We start from the raw sequence: 20,034 nt of genomic DNA on the forward strand, positions 1-20,034 counted from the left end.
ATAACCAAAAGCAAAGACACTAACTGAGCCTGGGGCGGACGCGCTGCCCGGGCTGCGGATAAGACCAGTCAAATCCCCAATACAGGGTCAGATAATCGCACGAGAGCGACGGTTTTTCCAACTACCCGGACGCGCGGATTTCAATCGTGGCCGGCGCCCTCATCGCCGCGGCTGGCCCGCACCTGGTCGATGCGCAGGCCGTCGCGCCGCGTCACCTCGAAGCGCCAGTCGCGCCAGGCGATCGTGTCGCCCGGCTCGGGAATGCGGCCGGCGGCGCGCAGCAGGCAGCCCGCCAGCGTGGCGTCCGGGTAATCGTCGGCCAGCGCCGGCGCCGCCAGCAGGCGCGCGGCCTCGCCCACCGCCAGCCGGCCGTCCAGCAGCCAGGAGCCGTCGGACAGGCGCAGCGACTCCGACAGGTCGGCCTGGTGCTCGGGCAGATCGCCCGCCACCGCGGTCAGCACGTCCATGGGCGTGACCAGCCCCTCGCAGACGCCGTGCTCGTCCACCACGATCAGCATGTGATCGCGGCTGGCGCGCAGTTCGTCCAGCACCTTGAGCACCGGCATGGTCTCCAGTACGTAGCGCGGTTCGCGCGCCAGCTCGACCAGGTCGATCGGGCCGGGGGTCTGCAGCCTGGGCAGCACGTCCTTGAAGTGCAGCACGCCCAGCACGTTGGCCGGGTCGCCGGCGCACAGCGGCAGGCGCGAATGGCCGCCGCCGAACTTGCGGACCACGTCCTCGGGCGTGTCGGCCACGTCCAGCCAGGTGATGTCGCCGCGCGGCACCATGATGGAACGCACGTCGCGCGCGCCGATGGACAGCACCCGTTCGATCATGGTGCTCTCCTCGGGCGCGAAGGCCGGCTCCTCGCCCGCGCCGTCGACCAGCGCGACCACCTCGTCTACCTGCGCGCCGGCCTGGCCGGCGGGGCTGGCGCGCAGCAGCCGCAGCACGGCCTGCGCGGTGCGCTGGCGCCGGCCCAGCGCATGCGCGCCGCGGGCGCGGTTGCGCCGCGCCAGCTGGTTGCACAGCTCGATCAGGATCGAGAAGCCGATGGCGGCGTACAGATAACCCTTGGGCACGTGAAAGCCCAGCCCTTCGGCCACCAGGCTGAAGCCGATCATCAGCAACAGGCCCAGGCACAGGATCACCACCGTCGGGTGGCGCGCCACGAAGGCCATCAGCGGACGGCTGGCCAGCATCATCACCGCCATCGCCACGATCACGGCGATCATCATGATGCTCAGGTCCTGCACCATGCCCACCGCGGTAATCACCGAGTCCAGCGAGAACACCGCGTCCAGCACCACGATCTGCAGGATCACCTGCCAGAACACGGCGTGCTGCGGCCGCTGGCCGGCGTCGTGGGCGGCGCCGCCTTCGACGCGCTCGTGCAGTTCCATCGTGCCCTTGAAGAGCAGGAACAGGCCGCCCAGGATCAATATCAGGTCGCGCCCGGAAATCTCCGCGCCCAGCAGCGTGAACAGCGGCGCGGTCAGCGTCACCACCCAGGCGATGCTGGCCAGCAGGCCCAGGCGCATCACCATCGCCAGCGTCAGGCCGATCAGGCGGGCGCGGTTGCGCTGCGCCGGCGGCAGCTTGTCGGCCAGGATGGCGATGAACACCAGGTTGTCGATGCCCAGCACAATTTCAAGCACGACCAGGGTCGCGAGGCCCAGCCAGGCGGTGGGGTCGGTCATCCAATCGAAAATCATCGAAGTTCCACGTATAGCGTGATGGAGCGCGCCAGCGCGCTCCCGGAATCGTCAGGGGAATGGCGCAACGGACGCGCGCGCGGCGGCGCGCGGCAGCCCAGGCGCGGCGTGGCGGCCCGGGACCGGGCCAGACGGGTATCGTGGAACGGCCGCGGCATGCGGCCGGAGGAAGGGGGCGGGCGCCGGCGCGGCGCCGGCCTAGAGGGAGGCTCTTCGTTCATAAATGGCGGACGGCCGGGACTGCCTGCCGCCCACCTTGCTCTCTTTCTTACTGGAACCTGAATATTACCTGAATCTGGCCCATCGCCCGGTGTCATCAAACAAACCGCATGCATGCCCGATCATGGCGCGCCGCCGTACCGAGGACACCATGAAGAATTTCGACAACATCCAGCTGCTCACCCTGGCCAATACCCTGGTCAGCCTGTTCACCGCTTTCGTGCTGGGCGCGGTGGTCGGTTTCGAGCGCCAGTTCCGCCAGCGCACGGCCGGGCTGCGCACCAACGTGCTGGTCGCGGTGGGCGCGGCGATCTTCGTGGACATGGCCTTCCTGGTGGGCGGCGACGACGGCGGCGCGCGCGTGATTTCCTACGTGGTGTCGGGCGTGGGCTTCCTGGGCGCCGGCGCCATCATGCGCGAAGGCGGCAGCATCCGCGGCCTGAACACCGCGGCCACGCTGTGGGGCTCGGCGGCGATCGGGGCGTGCGCCGGGGCCTCGCTGATGCTGGAGGCGGTGGCCGCCACCGTCTTCGTGCTGGCCGCCAACACCCTGCTGCGCCCGGTGGTCAGCTACGTCAACCGCCAGCCGGTCGATGCGCAGACCACGGAAGTGACTACCGTCATACACCTGATCGCCACCACGGCGCAGCGCCAGGCCGCCATGATGGTGCTGGAAGACGTGCTCGAGGCCGAGCAGCTGCCGCTGTCCGAGCTGAAGATCGACCAGTTCGGCGAAGACGAGGTCGAGATCGAGGCCGCGCTCAGCGAAGCCTCGGTCGACGAGCTGGACCTGGACCGGGTGGTCGCCAGCATCGCGGCCTCGCCGGCCGTGCGCACCGCGTTCTGGGCGGCCAGGACGGTGTAAACGCGGCGACGCGGGGTTACGCCCGCTTACCTTCCGGGCACGCGGCTTGCTCGGCAGGCGGGGATCGCCCATTCCGGAGCCCGCATGCCCGCCTCGCACTATATCGACGCCACCACGCTGACGGTGCTGACCGTCAACACGCACAAGGGTTTCACCAGTTTCAACCGCCGTTTCATGCTGCACGAACTGCGCGACGCGCTGCGGGCGGCGGGCCCGGACATCGTGTTCCTGCAGGAGGTGCTGGGCGAACACCAGGGCCATGCCGAGCGCCACCGCTCCTGGCCCGCGCTGTCGCAGTACGAGTTCCTGGCCGACACGCTGTGGACCGACTACGCCTACGGTCGCAACGCGGTCTATCCGGCGGGCCACCACGGCAACGCGGTGCTGTCGCGCTACCCCATCGAACGCTATGAAAACCACGACGTCAGCGTCGGCGGCCACGAACGCCGCGGCATGCTGCACTGCGTGCTGCGCGTGCCCGGGACGCCGACGCCGGTGCACGCGGTCTGCGTGCACCTGGGGCTGCTGGAGCGCCACCGGGGCCGCCAGCTGGCGCAATTGTGCGAACTGGCGGCCGACGGCGTGCCGGCCGCCGAACCCCTGCTGATCGCCGGCGATTTCAACGACTGGCGGCTGCGCGCCGACGGCCCGATGCGCGACTGCGGCACCAGCGAAGTCTACAGCTCGCGGCTGGGCCGGCCGGCGCGCACCTTTCCGGCGCGCTGGCCGCTGCTGCGGCTGGACCGCATCTACGTGCGCGGCGTGCGCGACTGGCGGCCGCTGCCCATGGCGTCGCGCGTCTGGTCGCGTCTGTCCGACCACGTGCCGATCAGCGCGGAGATCGCCCTATGAACCTGAGCTGGCGCGGGAACAACCGCTACACGCTGCTGGAAAACGGCACCGGCTATTTCCCCGCGGTGCTCGACGCCATCGCGCAGGCCCGCAGCGAAGTGCTGGTCGAGACCTTCATCCTGTTCGACGACACCGTGGGCCGGGAGATCCGCCAGGCCCTGATCGACGCGGCGCGCCGCGGCGTGAGCGTGGACCTGACCATCGACGGCTACGGTTCGGACGAACTGAGCGAGGAATTCCTGGGCGGCATGACCGACAGCGGCATCCGCGTCCACATCTTCGACCCGCGCCCGCGGCTGCTGGGCGTGCGCACCAACGTATTCCGGCGCATGCACCGCAAGATCGTTGCCGTCGACCGCCGCTGCGCCTTCGTGGGCGGCATCAATTTCTCGGCCGACCACCTGCCCGACTTCGGCCCGCAGGCCAAGCAGGACTACGCCTTGCGCGTCGAGGGGCCGCTGGCCGCGGATATCGCCGACTATGCGCGCGCGCAGCTGGGCGGCGAGCGGCCGCGGCGGCGCGGCCGGCGGGCCGCCATCCTGGAGCAGATGCCGGCCGGCGACGGCGGCGGCCGCCTGGTGGTGCGCGACAACGTCGATCACCGCAACGACATCGAGCGCCATTACCGCGCCGGCGTGCGGGCGGCGCGCCACGACGTGCTGATCGCCAACGCCTATTTCTTTCCCGGCTACCAGCTGCTGCACGACCTGGCCGACGCCGCGCGGCGCGGCGTGCGGGTCAGGCTGCTGCTGCAGGGCGAGCCCGACGTGCTGGTCGCGCGGCTGGCCGCCTCCATGCTGTACGACTACCTGATCGACGCCGGCGTGGAGATCTACGAATACTGCAAGCGGCCGCTGCACGGCAAAGTGGCCTGCGTGGACGGCGACTGGGCGACCGTGGGGTCCAGCAACCTGGACCCGCTGAGCCTGGCGCTCAACCTGGAGGCCAACGTGATGGCGCGCGACCGCGGGCTCAACGCCGAGCTGCGCCGCAGCCTGGAGCGGCTGATCGAGCAGGACTGCCGCCAGATCGAAATGTCGGTGGGCTCCAGGCGGCGCCTGCGGCGGCTGTGGATAGGCGTGGTGGTGTTCCACTTCCTGCGGCGCTTTCCGGCCTGGGCCGGCAGCCTGCCGGCGCACAAGCCCAGGCTGCAGTCCCTGCCCCTGCCCACGGAAAGAGAGACGGCATGAGAGTCTTCCGCTCCACCCTGACGCGGGCGCTGCGCCATCGCTGGCCGCGCCTGAAGCGGATTCTGCCGGCGCTGGTGCTGGCGGTCGTGGCCGCCCTGCTCATCCACTTCGGCCGCGCCGTGGACTGGCCCCAGGTCTGGGTTTCGATGCGCGCGATTCCGGAGCGCACGATCATGCTGGCCTGTGCGCTGGTGGCCGCCGGCTACCTGGCCTACGGCGCCATGGATCTGCTGGCCAAGCGCTACACCCGCCACACCCTGCCCTGGCCCAAGGTGCTGGGCGTGGCGATGACCAGCTATGCGCTGAACCTCAATCTCGGGGTACTGCTGGGCGGGCTGGGCGCGCGGCTGCGCCTGTATGCACGCCTGGGATGCCGCAAGTCGGTCGCCACCCGCGTGGCGCTGTTCTCGGCCGCGACCAACTGGATCGGCTTCGGCTGGCTGGCCGGCGCGCTGTTCGTGGCGGGCGCGGTGCCGTTGCCGCAGGGCTGGGGCCTGCGCCCGGACGTGCTGCGCCTGCCGGGCGCGGCGCTGCTGGCGCTGGCCGCCGCCTACGTGGGCTTCTGCGCGCTGGCGCGCCGCCGCAGCTGGAGCTGGATGGGCCAGCATGCCAGCTTGCCGCACTTGGGCATGGCGGTCGCGCAAAGCCTGGTGGCGGCAAGCTCGTGGGCCATCATGGGCGCCATCATGTACGTGCTGCTGCAAGGCAAGGTCGGCTATCCGGCGGTGCTGGGCGTGCTGATGTGCACCAGCTTCGCGGCCGTGCTCATCCGGGTGCCGGGCGGGCTGGGCACCACCGAAGCCATCTTCGTCGCGGCGCTGGCGCCGGGGATTCCCGCGCCCGAGGTGCTGGGCGCGGCGCTGGTGTACCGCGCGCTCTACGCCTTCGCGCCGCTGTGCCTGGCCCTGCTGGCCTTCGGGCTGGCCGAATGGCGGCTGCGACACGGGCCGCACGCCTCCACGCCGGCGGCCTAGGGAGTAGGATCGAGCAGGTCCGACAAGGCGTTGCCCAGGCTCTTGACCGCGCCCGCCACGCCTTCGGCGGCGCCCTCCGCGCCCACCCCTATCGCATGCCCGAAGCCTTGCGCCACCTGGGCGGCGAAGCCGCGCGTGACCGAGAACCTGGGGCTGTCCAGGTCGCCCGACAGCGCGAACTCGAAGCGCACCGCGCCGGCCTCGTCCTTGAGCGCGGCCAGCACCGCCTTGCGCGGCAGCGAAAACAGCGAACCCTCGCCGCCGAACTTCAGGCCGCGCAGCGCCACCGTGCCCGCGGCCCGCAACTGGCGGCGTTCGATCACGGTGTTCATGTCCAGGTCCATCGCGCCGGCGGCCAACGAGCCGGCGCCGTTGTCGGCCAGGTAAGGCGCGGCATGGCGCACGCCCATGTTGCGCACGCTGACCTTGATGTCGGCGTCCGTGCCGCCCACCACCAGCCAGCCTTGCGCGCTGACCGTGGCGTTGGCCCCGCCCTGCTGGTCGATCCGTCCGTTGAACTCCATTTCGCTGCGCGCGCCGTCGTCGGGCATGACCAGCGGGCGCAGCCGCGCCTGCACGCCGGTGAAGGCGATGCGGTGCGGCGGGCGCGATATCGCGGCGTCTTCGAAAGTCAGGCGGCCGTCCTGCAGCCGCAGATCGGCCACCCGTATCGGCTGGCGGTCCCGCCCGCGGCCGTCGCCGGCATCGCCGGTGCGCAGCGCCGCCTGCAGGGCCGGCGCGATGTGCAGGCTGCCGTCCGGCTGGCGCAGCACCGCGAAGTCGAAGCCTTCGACCGACACGCGCGTGAACACGGTTTCATGGCGCAGCAGCGCCGGCCAGTCCGGCTCCAGCACCACGCGGCGCGCCCGCACGTCGGCCTGGCCGGCCGCGCCGCGCACGATCACGTCGGTCAACACCACCTGGCGGTATCCCACCTCCACGTCGGCCACTTCGCTGCGCGGCCCCAGCAGATTGGCGATGCGCTGCTGCGCGATGCGCAGCGCCGCGAACGCCAGCACCGCAGCCACCGCCGCAAACAGCACCAGCACCGCCAGGGCGTTGCCCCACGGTGACCGGCCGCTCGGCGCGACTGCGTTCGTGCTCATCGTGCGTTCCCGAAACAAGGAAAGGAACCGGGCCGTGGGGCCTCGCTCGCGCGCGGCCCCGCACCCGGCACAACCTGTGCATCCTCCTGGATACCTCGCCGATCATCAATGGGTTAAATGGATGAGGCCCGCTCAACGGCGGCGGTGGTCGGACATCATGCAGACGCCGGCCAGCACGCCGACCAGCACCGCCGCCGCGATGCTTTTCCACGCGTTCTCGTGCACGTACTCGTCGGCCGCGTGCGAGGCGTGGCGGGCGCGGTCCCAGGCGAGGCGCTCCCAGCCGCTGGCCTGTTCGCGCGCGGCCTCCAGCTGCTGCTTGAGGCGGTCGCGGGCCGCTTCGATTTCGGACCCGCCGTAGCTGGCCGTGCTGCGCAACAGCGCCTCCGTTCCGGAGATGAGGTCGCGCACCGTGCGCGCCGAACTGTCGGCCGGATGGAATATGCCGCGCAATCCTTCATGCTTGCTCATAGGGTCTCCTTGAAAAACTCCGCCGCCCGCCCTGTGCGGCGCGGATGCGCACGCATTCCGCAAGCGGCGTGCCCGCCAGCCGGTCTATGCCCGGCGTCTGCTGCGGGTCCAGGCCCGGCATGGGATTGGGCAGGCTGTCCGGCGGCCAGCGTCCGTTCTTGTCGGTCTTGCGGCCGCCCGGATCGGGCGCCGGCTGCTCGGCCGGGCTCTGGTCCGGCGGGGACTTGCCGCCTTCGGCGTTGTCGGGGGAACCGGGCGATTTGGGTTCTGCCATGATGGCCTCCTGAACTGTGCGCAAACGCAATATGCGGAGCCGGCGGGCGCGGCGTCAGCCCGCCCACCACTGCTTGATCGTGGCGCGCAGCGCCGCGCCGCCCGCGGCCGCGTCTTCCTTGCGCAGCGCGCGCACGTAGGCGGCGACCTGCTTGGCCGGGATGTGCGGCGGCAAGGGCGGCATCTCGGGATCGGTCACCATCTCCAGCACCACGGGCCGGGCGGCGGCCAGCGCACGGTCCCAGGCGGGACCCACGTCCTGCGGATTCTCGACCCGTATGCCTTCCAGGCCCAGCAGCCGGCCGTAGTCCGCGTAGGAAAACGCCGGCAGCCATTGCGAGTCCGCGAAACGCGGGTCGCCGCCCATCACGCGCTGCTCCCAGGTCACCAGGTTCAGGTCGCCGTTGTTCAGCACCATGACGATCAGGCGCGGATCGGCCCAGTCCTTCCAGCGGTGCGAGATGGTGATCAGTTCGTTGATGCCCAGCATCTGCATGGCGCCGTCGCCCACCAGCGCCACCACGGGACGCTCGGGATAGGCCAGCTTGGCCGCCACCGCGTAAGGCACGCCGCAGCCCATGGTGGCCAGCCCGCCCGACAGCGAGCCCATCATGCCTTCGCGCAGGTCCAGGTCGCGCGCGTACCAGTTCGCCGCCGAGCCCGAGTCGCAGGTGACGATGCACTGCTCGGGCAGGCGCTGCGACAGCTCCAGGAACGGGCGCTGGGGATTGAGCGGACGGGCCTCGACCATGGCGCGCTCGCGCACCGTGTCGCGCCAGCGCGCCACCTGCTTCTCGATGCGTTCGCGCCAGCGGCGCGCCGTCTTGCGTTCCAGCATCGGCATCAGGGCCTGCAGGGTCAGCCGGCTGTCGCCCACCAGGCCCAGTTCGACCGGATAGCGCAGGCTCAGCTTGCGGCCGTCGCGGTCGATCTGCACCGCGCGCGCCTGCCCTTCCTCGGGCAGGAACTCGGCGTAGGGAAACGAGGTGCCCACCATCAGCAGCGTGTCGCACTCGTTCATCATGTCCCAGCTCGGCTGGGTGCCCAGCAGGCCGATGCTGCCCGTCACGTAAGGCAGGTCGTCGGGCACCGCGGCCTTGCCCAGCAAGGCCTTGGCCACGCCCGCGCCCAGCAGCTCGGCGGCCTGGCGGACCTCGGCGCCCGCGTCCAGCGCGCCCGCGCCCACCAGCATGGCGACGCGCTCGCCGCGGTTGAGGATCTCGGCCGCATTGCGCAAGGCCGCCTCGTTCGGCACCGCGGCATGCGAAGTCACGCCGATGCCGGTGTACACGGCGCCATGTTCGCGCGGCGGGCTCTCTACTGCCGGCAAATCCTGCACGTCGTTTGGAAAAATGACGCAGGTCACCGCGCGCCGCTCCATCGCGATGCGCATGGCGCGGTCGATCACGTGGCGCGCCTGCCCGGCGGTGGCGGCCATCTGCACGTAGTCGTGCGCCACGTCCTTGAACAGGCTGACCAGATCGACTTCCTGCTGGTAGTCGCCGCCCAGCGCGCTGCGGGCCTGCTGCCCGACCAGCGCCACCACGGGCTGGTGATCCAGCTTGGCGTCGTACAGGCCGTTGAGCAGATGGATCGCGCCCGGCCCCGAGGTCGCCATGCACATGCCCACCTGTCCGGTGAACTTGGCATGCGCGCAGGCCATGAAAGCGGCGCTTTCCTCATGCCGGACCTGGACGAACTCCAGCGGTTCCTGCGTGCGGCCGAAGGCGCCGATCAGGTCGTTTATCCCGTCGCCGGGATACCCGAACACCCTTCTGACGCCCCATTGAGACAGCCTTTCGAGGACGAAGTCCGACACAGTTTTCATACCCAGCTCCTGTCATGGTCGCGGTCCGAGGACACGACGCCAGCGGCAGCAAGCCCCATTCCTGCTGCGGGGCGCTCGGATACAAAAGAAAACAATGCGGCGGCGATTTGGGCACGGCGCTTGCGGCTGTCCAGGTTTTCCGCGGCCGCGTCGCACTTTTTTATCCGGCGCGGCCCGATACACCGGGAGCAGGCATGGCGAAGACTAGAACCCTGATCGTGGCCGGCGAGGCATTTCCCCTGGCCAAAACGGGCGGCCTCGGGGACGCCATCACGGGCATGGCCCGCGCGCTGGCCCAGGCAGGCACGCCGCTCATGGTGCTGCTGCCCGCCTACCGCGGCGTGCGCGCCCGCCTGGAGCGCGTCCGCGTGGTGGCGCCGCTGCACAACCTGCCGGGCGGCGATGCGCGCCTGCTGGCCGGCCGCTGCCCGCAGTCGGGCCTGGATTTCCTGCTGCTGGAGAACGACGGGCTGTACGACCGCGCCGGCATTTACCTGGACGAACAGGGCGTCGAATACGCCGACAGCGCGCTGCGCTACGCGGCGCTGGCCCATGCCGCCGCGCGCGTGGCCGGCGGCCTGCCCGGCGTCGCGCGCCCCAATCTGGTGCATGCGCACGATTGGCACGCCGGCCTGGTGCCATTGCTGTTGCATGCGCAGGGCCTGCACGCGACCCGCAGCATCATGACCATCCACAACCTGGCGTTCCAGGGCCGCTTCCCGATGGAGTGCGCGGCCGAACTGGGCATTCCCGAACGCTACCGCAACGGCGGAAGCATAGGCGCCTGGGGACAGCTGAATTTCCTGAAGGCCGGCATCCGCTATGCCGACCGCGTGACCACGGTCAGCCACAACTATGCGCGCGAAATCATGACGCCGGCCTTCGGCTGCGGCCTGGACGAACTGCTGCGCCGCCGCGCCGACGACCTGCTGCCGATTCCGAACGGCATCGACAACATTCTGTGGAACCCCGCCCGCGACCCGCACCTGGGCGCGCTGCGCTATTCGGCGCGCGACCTGTCCAACAAGGCGCGCTGCAAGGCCGCGCTGCAGCATGAGTTCGGCCTGGACGTGGACGCCGGCACTACGCTGATGGCCATGGGCAGCCGCCTGACCGAACAGAAGATGGCCGACGTGGCCGCGGCCGCCCTGCCCGAGGCGCTGGAACGCCATCCCGGCCTGCAGGTCGCGATCCTGGGCCAGGGCGACCACCGTCTGGAACAGGCGCTGCAGGCGCTGGCGCAGCGCTATCCCGGACGCTGCGCGGCCCATATCGGTTATGACGAGGCGGCCGCGCACCGCCTGCATGCCGGCGCCGACATCCTGCTGCACGCGAGCCGTTTCGAGCCCTTCGGCCTGACGCCGCTGTACGCCATGCGCTACGGCGCGCTGCCCATCGGCTCGCGCGTGGGCGGCATGGCCGACACCATCGAAGATCCGGGGCCGCGCGCGCCGCTGTCGGCGATGGCCTCGGCCAACGGCCTGCTGTTCGACGGCGATAGCCCGGCGGCCATGGCCGAGGCGATCGCGCGCGCCATGGCCCTGCGCGAGCACGCCATGCTCTGGCGCACCATGCAGCGCAATGCCATGAGCGCCGACTTCAGCTGGCGCTCGGCCATCGGCCTGTACGCCAGCCTGTACCGCTCGCTGGCCGAACCCGAAACCCAGGAAGCCATGCCGGCGCGCGCCGACCGCGCCGCGGGCGCGGCCGCGCTGGGCGTGCGCCAGCCGGCCGGCGGCGCCGTGCCGGCGCCCGTGTAAGGAGACCGCCAGGTGCCGCCCACGACCGCCGCCATCGCCACCCAGTCGCCGCTGCGCCTCTATCACGCCCGCGGCGGCGCGCGCGAGCGGGAGCCCGCGGCCGCGCTCGGCCCGCGGCTTTACGAGCGCCTGCGCCAGCGCGGCTTCAACGCCGTGCTGCTGCCGGCGCCCTGGCTGCTGGATGAAGAAGGCGGCACGCAGGCCCCGCGCGACGCCGACCGCGCCCTGCTCGACGGCGCCGAGGTTCCCATCACCGAGTGGTATCGGCGCGTGTCCGCCGAACTGGCGGACCACGGCCTGGCGCTGTACGTGGATGTGGTGCTGGACCGCTGCGCGCACGACGCGGTGGCCGCCACCGTCGGCCCCGACTGGTATCTGCCGCCGGCGGGCGACCCCGCGCGCGATCCGCGCCAGCCCGCGCAGGCGCGCCGGCTGCGCTATCTGCGCGACGGTCCGCTGCCGCCTGGCTTTCTCGCGGCCTGGACCGAACGGCTGGAACGCTGGGCCAGCCACGGCGTCACCGGCCTGGCCTTCCATGCGCCGCAACGTCTGGCTGGCGCGGACTGGGCCAGGCTGGCCGCGCAACTGCGGCGGCATCACGCCGGTCTGCAACTGCTGGCCTGGGCGCCGGGCCTTACCCCCGCGATGCTGGCGGGACTGCGCGAGGCCGAGTTCGACGGGCTGTTTTCCTCGCTGCCGTGGTGGAACTTCAAGGCCGAATGGCTGGCCGACGAAGACGCGCGGCTGCGCGCGCTCGCCCCGGTCATCGCCGCGCCGCCCCACCCCGCAGACACCCCGCCGCCGGCGCGCGGGCGGCGCGCCATCTGGTCGGCCGCGCTGTGCGCCGACGGCCTGATGCTGGACGACCGCGACGAACGCGAACTCGCCGATGTGGAAGCCGTGAACCAGTGGTTCGCGGACGCCCGCCTGCAAGGGCCGCTGCGCGTGGCCGGCGGGCGCGACGGCCGCTGCACCGTGCTGTTGCGCGGCACGGCCGAAGGCGCCACGGCGGCATTGGCGCTCAATCCCTCCACCGACGCGCAGGCCCTGCTGGACTGGGACGCGCTGGCGCCGATGCTGCCGCCGGCCGACATTGTCCCGCTGTCGCCGCCCGTGGGCGCGGCCGCGCCGGACAGCGCGCCGGCCGCCATGCTGCCGCCGGGCGACTGCGCGCTGTTCCTGCTGGAGCCGACGCTGCCGGTGCGCGAGCCGTCGCGCCGCCACCGTTCGCGCGCCGACGGCAGCGGCAATCCGCGCATCGCGGTCGAACGGGTCAGCCCGGCGGTCGACGACGGCGCGTTCGCGATCAAATGCATTCCGCACGAGCGCATCGCCGTCCATGCCGACATCTACATGGACGGCCACGAACAGCTGGCGGCCGAACTGCGCTGGCGCGCGGCCGACGAAACGCGCTGGCGCGCCACCCCGCTGGCGCGCGGCCCCAACGACCGCTGGGAGGCCGTGTTCCGGCCGCGCCGCGTGGGCGCGCATGAATTCGTCATCAGCGCCTGGCTGGACGCCTGGCAGACCTTCCGCCACGACCTGGAACTGAAACACCGGGCCGGCCTGGACCTGCGGCTGGAGGTGCAGGAAGGCATGCAGCTTTTGCGCGAGGCGCTGGCGCGCGCCGGTTCCGCGGCCGACGCCGACGCGGTGCGCGAGGCGATCGAGCAGCTGGGCGCGCAGCCGCTGGCCGCCGACCCGGTCGCCGTGCTGCTGGACGAAGGACTGGCGCGGGCCATGCGGGCGCTGGACGACCGGCCGTTCGAGACGGTCAGCCCCACGCCCTATCCGCTCTGGGTGGACCGCTGCCAGGCGGGTTTTTCCAGCTGGTACGAGCTGTTCCCGCGCTCGCAGTCGCCCCATCCGGGCCGCCACGGCACCTTCGACGACGTCATCGCGCGCCTGCCGGACGTGCGCGCCATGGGCTTCGACGTGCTGTACATGCCGCCCATTCACCCCATCGGCCAGCGCAACCGCAAGGGCCGCAACAACAGCCTGCGCGCCGAGCCGGGCGACGTCGGCAGTCCCTACGCCATCGGCGCGCCCCAGGGCGGGCACGACGCGATCGAGCCGCAGCTGGGCAGCCTGGAGGATTTCCTGCGGCTGGTGGCTGCCGCGCGCGAGCAGGACATGGAGCTGGCGCTGGACTTCGCGATCCAGTGCTCGCCGGACCATCCGTGGCTGGCGCAGCACCCGGACTGGTTCTCCTGGCGCCCCGACGGCACGCTGCGCTATGCCGAGAACCCGCCCAAGAAGTACGAAGACATCGTCAACGTGTCGTTCTACGGCGCGCCGCCGCGGCGCGCGCGCCGGCTCGCGCTGTGGCGGGCGCTGCGCGACGTGGTGCTGTTCTGGGTGCGCCACGGCGTGCGCATCTTCCGCGTCGACAATCCGCACACCAAGCCGCTGCCGTTCTGGCAATGGATGATCGCCGACGTGCACGCGCAGTATCCGGACGTGATCTTCCTGTCCGAGGCCTTCACCCGCCCGAAGATGATGTACCGGCTGGCCAAGATCGGCTTCACCCAGTCGTACACCTACTTCACGTGGCGCAACGAAAAGACGGAACTGGCGGCCTACCTCGAGGAAGTGTCCAGCCCGCCGGCCGCGGACTTCTTCCGCCCGCATTTCTTCGTCAACACGCCCGACATCAACCCGTATTTCCTGCAGACCTCGGGCCGGCCCGGCTTCCTGATCCGCGCGGCCCTGGCGGCGCTGGGTTCCGGGCTGTGGGGCGTGTACAGCGGATTCGAACTGTGCGAGGGCGCGGCCCTGCCCGGCAAAGAGGAATACCTGGATTCCGAGAAATACGAGCTGCGCCAGCGCGACTGGCACGCGCCGGGCAATATCCGCGCCGAGATCGCGCGCCTGAACCAGATCCGGCGCTCCAACCCGGCGCTGCAAAGCCATCGCGGCCTGACCCTGGCCGACAGCGGCAACGACCGGGTGCTGGCCTTCTACAAGAGCACGCCGGGCCACGGCAACGTGGTGCTGGCCGCCATCAGCCTGGACCCGTTCCAGCCCCAGGCCGCGCGCGTCGAGGCGCCGCTGTGGCTGTTCGGCCAGCCCGACGCGGGCGCGCTCGCCGCCGAGGACCTGCTGGCCGAAACGCAGGAGTCCTGGCAGGGCAAGATCCGCGCCGTGACGCTGACTCCCGACCAACCCTATCGCGTGTGGCGCCTGTCGCTGCACGGATAAAGGCTACTCTTGCCATGACTAGCGAAACCCCGCCTCAGCACGACGACGGCCTCTGGTACAAGGACGCGGTCATCTACCAGCTTCACGTCAAGTCCTTCTTCGACTCCAACGACGACGGGGTGGGCGACCTGCCCGGGCTGATATCGAAGCTGGACTACATCGCCAACCTGGGCGTGAACACCATCTGGCTGCTGCCCTTCTATCCGTCGCCGCGGCGCGACGACGGCTACGACATCGCCGACTACCGCGGCGTGCATCCCGACTACGGCACCGTGGCCGACGTGCGCAAGCTGATCCGCGCGGCCCACGCCCGCGGGCTGCGCGTGATCACGGAACTGGTGGTCAACCACACTTCGGACCAGCATCCCTGGTTCCAGCGCGCCCGCGCCGCCAAGCCCGGCTCCGCGGCCCGCAACTTCTATGTCTGGTCCGACAACGACAAGGCCTACGCCGACACGCGCATCATTTTCTGCGACACGGAAAAATCCAACTGGACCTGGGACCCGGTGGCCAACGCGTACTTCTGGCACCGCTTCTATTCGCACCAGCCGGACCTGAACTACGACAATCCGCAGGTGCTCAAGGAAGTGCTGGCCGTCATGCGCTACTGGCTGGACATGGGCGTGGACGGGCTGCGGCTGGACGCGGTGCCCTACCTGGTCGAGCGCGAAGGCACCAACAACGAGAACCTGCCCGAGACCCACGCCGTGCTCAAGCAGATCCGCGCGGTGATCGACGCCGAATATCCGCACGCCCTGCTGCTGGCCGAGGCCAACCAGTGGCCGGAAGACGCGCAGGAGTACTTCGGCGCGGGCGACGAATGCCACATGTCCTTCCATTTTCCGCTGATGCCGCGCATGTACATGGCCATCGCCCAGGAGGACCGCTTCCCGATCACCGACATCATCCGCCAGACGCCGGATATCCCCGCCACCTGCCAGTGGGCCATCTTCCTGCGCAACCACGACGAACTGACGCTGGAGATGGTCACCAGCCGCGAGCGCGACTACCTGTGGAACGTCTACGCGGCCGAGCCGCGCGCCCGCATCAACCTGGGCATCCGGCGCCGGCTGGCCCCGCTGCTGGAACGCGACCGGCGGCGCGTGGAACTGATGAACAGTCTGCTGCTGTCCATGCCCGGCACGCCGGTGCTGTACTACGGCGACGAACTCGGCATGGGCGACAACGTGCACCTGGGCGACCGCGACGGCGTGCGCACCCCCATGCAATGGTCGCCGGACCGCAACGGCGGATTCTCGCGCGCCGACCCCGAGCGGCTGCCGCTGCCGGTGCTGATGGGGCCGCTCTACGGCTATGAGGCGGTCAACGTCGAGGCGCAGCAGCGCGACCCGCATTCGCTCCTGAACTGGACCCGCCGCCTGCTGGCGCAGCGCCGCCAGAGCCATGCCTTCGGCCGTGGCGCGCTGCGCTTCATCTTTGCCGGCAACCGCAAGATCCTGGCCTATCTGCGGCAATGGCAGGACACCACCATACTGTGCGTGGCCAATCTGTCCAACGCGGCCCAGCCGGTCGAGCTGCCGCTGCAGGAGTTCTCCGGGCGCGTGCCGGTCGAGATGCTGGGCGGTACGCCTTTTCCCGCCATCGGCGAACTGCCCTATCTGCTGACGCTGCCGCCCTACGGCTTTTACTGGATGGACCTGAGCGTGGACGCCGCCCCGCCGGACTGGCACGCCACGGCGCCGGCCCAGATGCCCGAGCTGATCACGCTGGTGCTGCGCGCGCGCGGCGGCGCGGCATTGACCGACGCCTCGCGCGAGACGCTGGAGCGCGAAATCCTGCCGCAGTACCTGGCGCGCCAGCGCTGGTATCCGGCCAGCCAGCCCCCGGCCCGCGCGCGCCTGGCCTACGCCACGCCGTTCGGCGCGGCCGAGGGCGAGTACTACTGGGCCGAGGTCGAACCCGAGGACGGCGTCAGCGGCCTGCGCGCGCAGGCGCCCTTCGTGCTGTCCTGGGACGAAAGCGTCTTCATCCAGTACGCCATCGCGCGCGTGCGCCGCGGCGCCGAGGTCGGGCTGCTGGCCGACGCCTTCCTGCAGCCGGGCTTCGTGCGCGCCGTGATCGCGGCGCTGCGGGCCGGCAAGGAACTGGACGGACGCAGCGGCGGCAAGCCCGGCGACAAGCCGGGCGTCATCCGATTCCTGCCCGAGTCCGGCCTGGCCGATATCGAGATCCCCGACGACGCCGAGCTGCGCTGGCTCACCGCCGAGCAATCGAACAGCTCGGTCATCGTCGGCGGCGAACTGATCCTGAAGCTGATCCGCGCGGTGCAGCCCGGCGGCTCGCCCGAGGCCGAGATGACCCGCTACCTGACCCGCGCCGGCTACGCCAACGTGCCGGCGCTGCTGGGCGAGGTGCAGCGCGAGGACGCCGACGGCGTGATCCATACGCTGGCCATCGCCCACCGCTACGTCATCAATGAGGGCGACGCCTGGAACTGGACGCTGGACACGCTCAAGCGCACGCTGGCCAACGCGTTGCTGGTCGGCCAGGACCCCGGGGAATTCGAGCAGGGCCTGCAAGGCTATGCGGTGATGGCGGCCACCATCGGCGAGCGCCTGGCGCAGATGCACGCCGTCCTGGCCCAGCCCTGCGACGACCCGGCCTTCCGGCCGCGCCGCTGCAGCCAGGCCGACGCCGAGGCCCGCGCGCGCCAGATCCAGCGTCTGCTGGACCGCGCCGAACGCGACCTGCGCGCGCAGTACGACAAGCTCGAAGCGCCGTCGCGCGCCTGCGCCGAATGGTTCTTCGAGCACCGTGCCCGGCTCGCCGAACACGTGGCCGCCATGGCGCAGGCCGAGGCCGGCACCCTGCACCTGCGCATTCACGGCGACTTCCATCTGGGGCAGGTGCTGGTGGCACAGGCCGACGCCTACCTGATCGACTTCGAGGGCGAACCGGCCAGCAACCTGAAGGCGCGGCGCGCGCTGGCCTCGCCCTACCGCGACGTGGCCGGCATGCTGCGCTCCTTCGACTACGCGGCGGCGACGATGGCGCGCGCCGACGCCCTGGGCGGCCCCGCGGCCGACGCCAATGCCGGCGCGGGCGAAACCCCGGGGGACCCCGCCGCGGCAGCCGCCGAATTGCGCGACGCGCTGCTGGCGCGCTTCCGCCTGCGCGCGGCCGAAGCCTTCCTGCAGGGATACCGCGAGGCCCGCCCCTCCGACCTGATACCGGCCGATGACCGCGAAGACTCGCTGCTGGCGCTGGCCCAGCTGGAGAAAGCAGCCTACGAAGTCAGCTACGAAGCCGCCCACCGCCCGGACTGGATCTCGATCCCGCTGTGCGCGCTGGCCGAACTGGCGCGCGGCCAACTGATGTCGGCCGCCATCGACGCCGAAGGAAAACCCTCATGAGCCAGGACGCCCCGACCGACACCGGCGCCGTGGACGCCGCGCAACTGGCCGCGCTGGCCGCCGGCCGCTGCCAGGACCCCTTCGCCATCCTGGGGCCGCGGCAAGGCTGGCTGCGGGTCTACGCGCCCGGCGCGCTGGCGGTCGAAGCGCTGGACGGCGACGGCATGCGCACGCCGCTGCGCGAACAGGCGCAAGGGCTGTACGCGGGCCGCGTGGATCACGCCCGCGCCGGCGACGGCGCCTCGTACCGGCTCGCCATCCGCTGGCCGGACGCCGAGCAGATCACCGCCGATCCCTACGCCTTCGGCCTGCTGCTGGACGAGGCCACGCTGGAGGCGCTGGCGCAAGGCAGCTGGCACGCCGCCGGCGAAGCGCTGGGCGCCCGGCTGGTCGATATCGACGGCGTGTCCGGCCTGCGCTGCGCGGTATGGGCGCCGAACGCCCGGCGCGTGGCGGTGGTCGGCGACTTCAACGGTTGGGACACGCGCCGCCACGGCATGCGCCTGCGCCACCGCGCCGGCGTCTGGGAGATTTTCATTCCCGGCGTGCGGCCCGGCGAGCGCTACAAATACGCCATCACCGACGCCGGCGGCCTTCAGCGGCTGAAGGCCGACCCCCATGCGCGGCGCAGCGAGGCGCCGCCGGACACCGCCTCCGTGGTGGACGACCCCGCGCCCTACGCCTGGAACGACGAGGACTGGATGCGGCAGCGCGGCGCGCGCCAGTCGCCCGGCGCCCCGCTGTCGATCTACGAAGTGCATGCGGGGTCCTGGGCCGCGCCGGCCGGCGGCGCCTGCCTGTGGGACCAGCTGGCCGACAAGCTGCCCGCCTACGCCCGCGCCATGGGCTTTACCCATATCGAGCTGATGCCGGTCATGGAGCATCCCTTCGGCGGCTCCTGGGGCTACCAGCCGCTGGGCATGTACGCGCCCACCGCCCGCCACGGCCCGCCCGAGGCCTTCGCGCGCTTCGTCGACCGCTGCCACCAGGCCGGCGTCGGCGTGATCCTGGACTGGGTGCCGGCGCACTTCCCCGATGACGCGCACGGGCTGGCGCGTTTCGACGGCTCCGCGCTGTACGAGTACGAAGACCCGCGCGAAGGCTATCACCCCGACTGGCACACGCTGGTCTACAACCTCGGCCGCACCGAGGTGAAGGCCTTCATGATCGCCAGCGCGCTGCACTGGCTGGGGCGCTTCCACGTGGACGGCTTGCGGGTCGACGCGGTGGCCTCCATGCTGTATCGCGACTACAGCCGCCAGCCGGGCCAGTGGATACCCAACCGCTACGGCGGACGCGAGAACCTGGAAGCCGTGCAGTTCCTGCAGGACCTCAACGGCGCCGTGCGCCAGGACCATCCCGACGCCATCATGGTGGCCGAGGAGTCCACCGCCTGGCCTGGCGTGACCGCGCCGGTGGCCGAGGGCGGGCTGGGCTTTCACTACAAATGGAACATGGGCTGGATGCACGACACGCTGCGCTACCTGGCGCACGATCCGGTGCACCGCAAGCACCATCACCACGACATCACCTTCGGCATGGTGTACGCCTATAGCGAGCGCTTCATCCTGCCGCTCTCGCACGACGAGGTGGTGCACGGCAAGGGATCGTTGCTGGCCAAGATGCCCGGCGACCTGACCGCGCGCCTGGCGACCCTGCGCGCCTACCTGGGCTTCATGTGGGCGCATCCGGGCAAGAAGCTGCTTTTCATGGGCGGCGAACTGGCGCAGCCGGCCGAATGGAACCACGACGCCGCGCTGGACTGGAACCTGCTCGACCAGCCCGGCCATCACGGCGTGCAGCGGCTGGTGGCCGACCTGAACCGCCTGTACCAGGCGCTGCCGGCGCTGCACGCCACCGACGCCGATCCGGCCGGCTTCGCCTGGGCCGTGCTGGACGACGCCGACAACAGCGTGGTGGCCTTCGTGCGCGGCGACGGCCGCAGCCACCTGCTGGCGGTGTCGAACTTCACGCCCGTGGCCCGCCACGGCTACCGCATCGGCGTGCCGCGCGCCGGCCGCTGGGCCGAGGCGCTGAACACCGACGCCGCCGACTACGGCGGCAGCGGCCAGGGCAACCTGGGCGGGGCCAGCACCGGCGACACGCCCGCCCACGGCCAGCCCCAGGCGCTGTCGCTGACGCTGCCGCCGCTGTCCACGCTGTTTCTGCTGCACGAAGGCTGAATGGCCAAGGACCCCCCTGCTTC

The 20,034-nt window shown here is 71.1% G+C and carries 13 protein-coding genes; 8 read left to right on the plus strand and 5 right to left on the minus strand.

The features are described from left to right. Positions 1-140: 140 nt before the first annotated feature. Positions 141-1,715: a TerC family protein gene (locus tag C1I89_RS02350; RefSeq protein ID WP_102771193.1), complete on the minus strand. Its 1,575-nt coding sequence runs from the start codon at positions 1,713-1,715 to the stop codon at positions 141-143. Positions 1,716-2,085: 370 nt separating this feature from the next. On the opposite strand from C1I89_RS02350, the gene C1I89_RS02355 reads away from it, so the two are divergent. The 4 genes from C1I89_RS02355 (at position 2,086) to C1I89_RS02370 (ending at position 5,815) form a co-directional block, all read left to right on the plus strand. Beyond that, a complete protein-coding gene (locus tag C1I89_RS02355) occupies positions 2,086-2,799 on the plus strand; it encodes an MgtC/SapB family protein (protein WP_102771828.1) in 714 nt (237 codons plus the stop codon). Positions 2,800-2,883: 84 nt separating this feature from the next. Next, positions 2,884-3,651: an endonuclease/exonuclease/phosphatase family protein gene (locus C1I89_RS02360; protein WP_102771194.1), complete on the plus strand. Its 768-nt coding sequence runs from the start codon at positions 2,884-2,886 to the stop codon at positions 3,649-3,651. Continuing rightward, the gene (gene clsB, locus C1I89_RS02365) at positions 3,648-4,841 is read left to right on the plus strand and encodes a cardiolipin synthase ClsB (protein ID WP_102771195.1); all 1,194 of its coding nucleotides are present in this window, start codon (positions 3,648-3,650) and stop codon (positions 4,839-4,841) included. The genes C1I89_RS02360 and clsB overlap by 4 nt, the downstream gene beginning before the upstream one ends. Beyond that, complete coding sequence (locus C1I89_RS02370; RefSeq protein ID WP_102771196.1) at positions 4,838-5,815, plus strand: lysylphosphatidylglycerol synthase domain-containing protein; 978 nt, start codon at positions 4,838-4,840, stop codon at positions 5,813-5,815. Before clsB ends, C1I89_RS02370 begins: the two co-directional genes overlap by 4 nt. Here the strand turns inward: C1I89_RS02370 and C1I89_RS02375 are convergent. The 4 genes from C1I89_RS02375 to C1I89_RS02390 form a co-directional block, all read right to left on the minus strand. Beyond that, entirely contained in the window at positions 5,812-6,921 is a 1,110-nt protein-coding gene (locus C1I89_RS02375; RefSeq protein WP_102771197.1) for a DUF748 domain-containing protein, read from the minus strand. The genes C1I89_RS02370 and C1I89_RS02375 overlap by 4 nt on opposite strands. A 132-nt stretch (positions 6,922-7,053) precedes the next feature. Then, complete coding sequence (locus C1I89_RS02380) at positions 7,054-7,392, minus strand: DUF883 family protein (protein WP_102771198.1); 339 nt, start codon at positions 7,390-7,392, stop codon at positions 7,054-7,056. Continuing rightward, on the minus strand, positions 7,379-7,666 hold the full coding sequence (locus C1I89_RS02385) for a hypothetical protein (protein ID WP_258231312.1): 288 nt from the start codon (positions 7,664-7,666) through the stop codon (positions 7,379-7,381). Before C1I89_RS02385 ends, C1I89_RS02380 begins: the two co-directional genes overlap by 14 nt. Positions 7,667-7,720: 54 nt before the next feature. Further along, positions 7,721-9,493: a thiamine pyrophosphate-requiring protein gene (locus tag C1I89_RS02390; RefSeq protein ID WP_102771199.1), complete on the minus strand. Its 1,773-nt coding sequence runs from the start codon at positions 9,491-9,493 to the stop codon at positions 7,721-7,723. Between the two features lie 194 nt (positions 9,494-9,687). Here C1I89_RS02390 and glgA point away from each other — a divergent pair, with 194 nt between their 5' ends. Genes glgA through glgB form a run of 4 tightly spaced genes read left to right on the plus strand, consistent with a single transcriptional unit; the run spans position 9,688 to position 20,011 of the window. Further along, entirely contained in the window at positions 9,688-11,253 is a 1,566-nt protein-coding gene (glgA, locus tag C1I89_RS02395; protein ID WP_102771200.1) for a glycogen synthase GlgA, read from the plus strand. 12 nt (positions 11,254-11,265) lie between these two features. Then, positions 11,266-14,454 (plus strand): alpha-1,4-glucan--maltose-1-phosphate maltosyltransferase, encoded by a 3,189-nt coding sequence (locus C1I89_RS02400; RefSeq protein ID WP_258231313.1) that lies wholly within the window; start codon positions 11,266-11,268, stop codon positions 14,452-14,454. A gap of 14 nt (positions 14,455-14,468) precedes the next feature. Next, positions 14,469-17,828, plus strand: a complete 3,360-nt coding sequence (treS, locus tag C1I89_RS02405) for a maltose alpha-D-glucosyltransferase (RefSeq protein WP_102771201.1) — start codon at positions 14,469-14,471, stop codon at positions 17,826-17,828. Continuing rightward, complete coding sequence (gene glgB, locus C1I89_RS02410; RefSeq protein WP_102771202.1) at positions 17,825-20,011, plus strand: 1,4-alpha-glucan branching protein GlgB; 2,187 nt, start codon at positions 17,825-17,827, stop codon at positions 20,009-20,011. Before treS ends, glgB begins: the two co-directional genes overlap by 4 nt. Positions 20,012-20,034 lie beyond the last annotated feature (23 nt).

This window comes from Achromobacter pulmonis (assembly GCF_002885955.2).
Taxonomy (GTDB): Bacteria; Pseudomonadota; Gammaproteobacteria; order Burkholderiales; family Burkholderiaceae_B; genus Achromobacter; species Achromobacter pulmonis_A.

Coding starts and splice junctions, on each gene's coding strand:
- glgA (WP_102771200.1), top strand. CDS start 9,688: ATGGCGAAGACTAGAACCCTGATCGTGGCCGGCGAGGCATTTCCCCTG.
- glgB (WP_102771202.1), top strand. CDS start 17,825: ATGAGCCAGGACGCCCCGACCGACACCGGCGCCGTGGACGCCGCGCAA.
- C1I89_RS02370 (WP_102771196.1), top strand. CDS start 4,838: ATGAGAGTCTTCCGCTCCACCCTGACGCGGGCGCTGCGCCATCGCTGG.
- C1I89_RS02355 (WP_102771828.1), top strand. CDS start 2,086: ATGAAGAATTTCGACAACATCCAGCTGCTCACCCTGGCCAATACCCTG.
- C1I89_RS02350 (WP_102771193.1), bottom strand. CDS start 1,715: ATGATTTTCGATTGGATGACCGACCCCACCGCCTGGCTGGGCCTCGCG.
- C1I89_RS02385 (WP_258231312.1), bottom strand. CDS start 7,666: ATGGCAGAACCCAAATCGCCCGGTTCCCCCGACAACGCCGAAGGCGGC.
- clsB (WP_102771195.1), top strand. CDS start 3,648: ATGAACCTGAGCTGGCGCGGGAACAACCGCTACACGCTGCTGGAAAAC.
- C1I89_RS02375 (WP_102771197.1), bottom strand. CDS start 6,921: ATGAGCACGAACGCAGTCGCGCCGAGCGGCCGGTCACCGTGGGGCAAC.
- treS (WP_102771201.1), top strand. CDS start 14,469: ATGACTAGCGAAACCCCGCCTCAGCACGACGACGGCCTCTGGTACAAG.
- C1I89_RS02390 (WP_102771199.1), bottom strand. CDS start 9,493: ATGAAAACTGTGTCGGACTTCGTCCTCGAAAGGCTGTCTCAATGGGGC.
- C1I89_RS02360 (WP_102771194.1), top strand. CDS start 2,884: ATGCCCGCCTCGCACTATATCGACGCCACCACGCTGACGGTGCTGACC.
- C1I89_RS02380 (WP_102771198.1), bottom strand. CDS start 7,392: ATGAGCAAGCATGAAGGATTGCGCGGCATATTCCATCCGGCCGACAGT.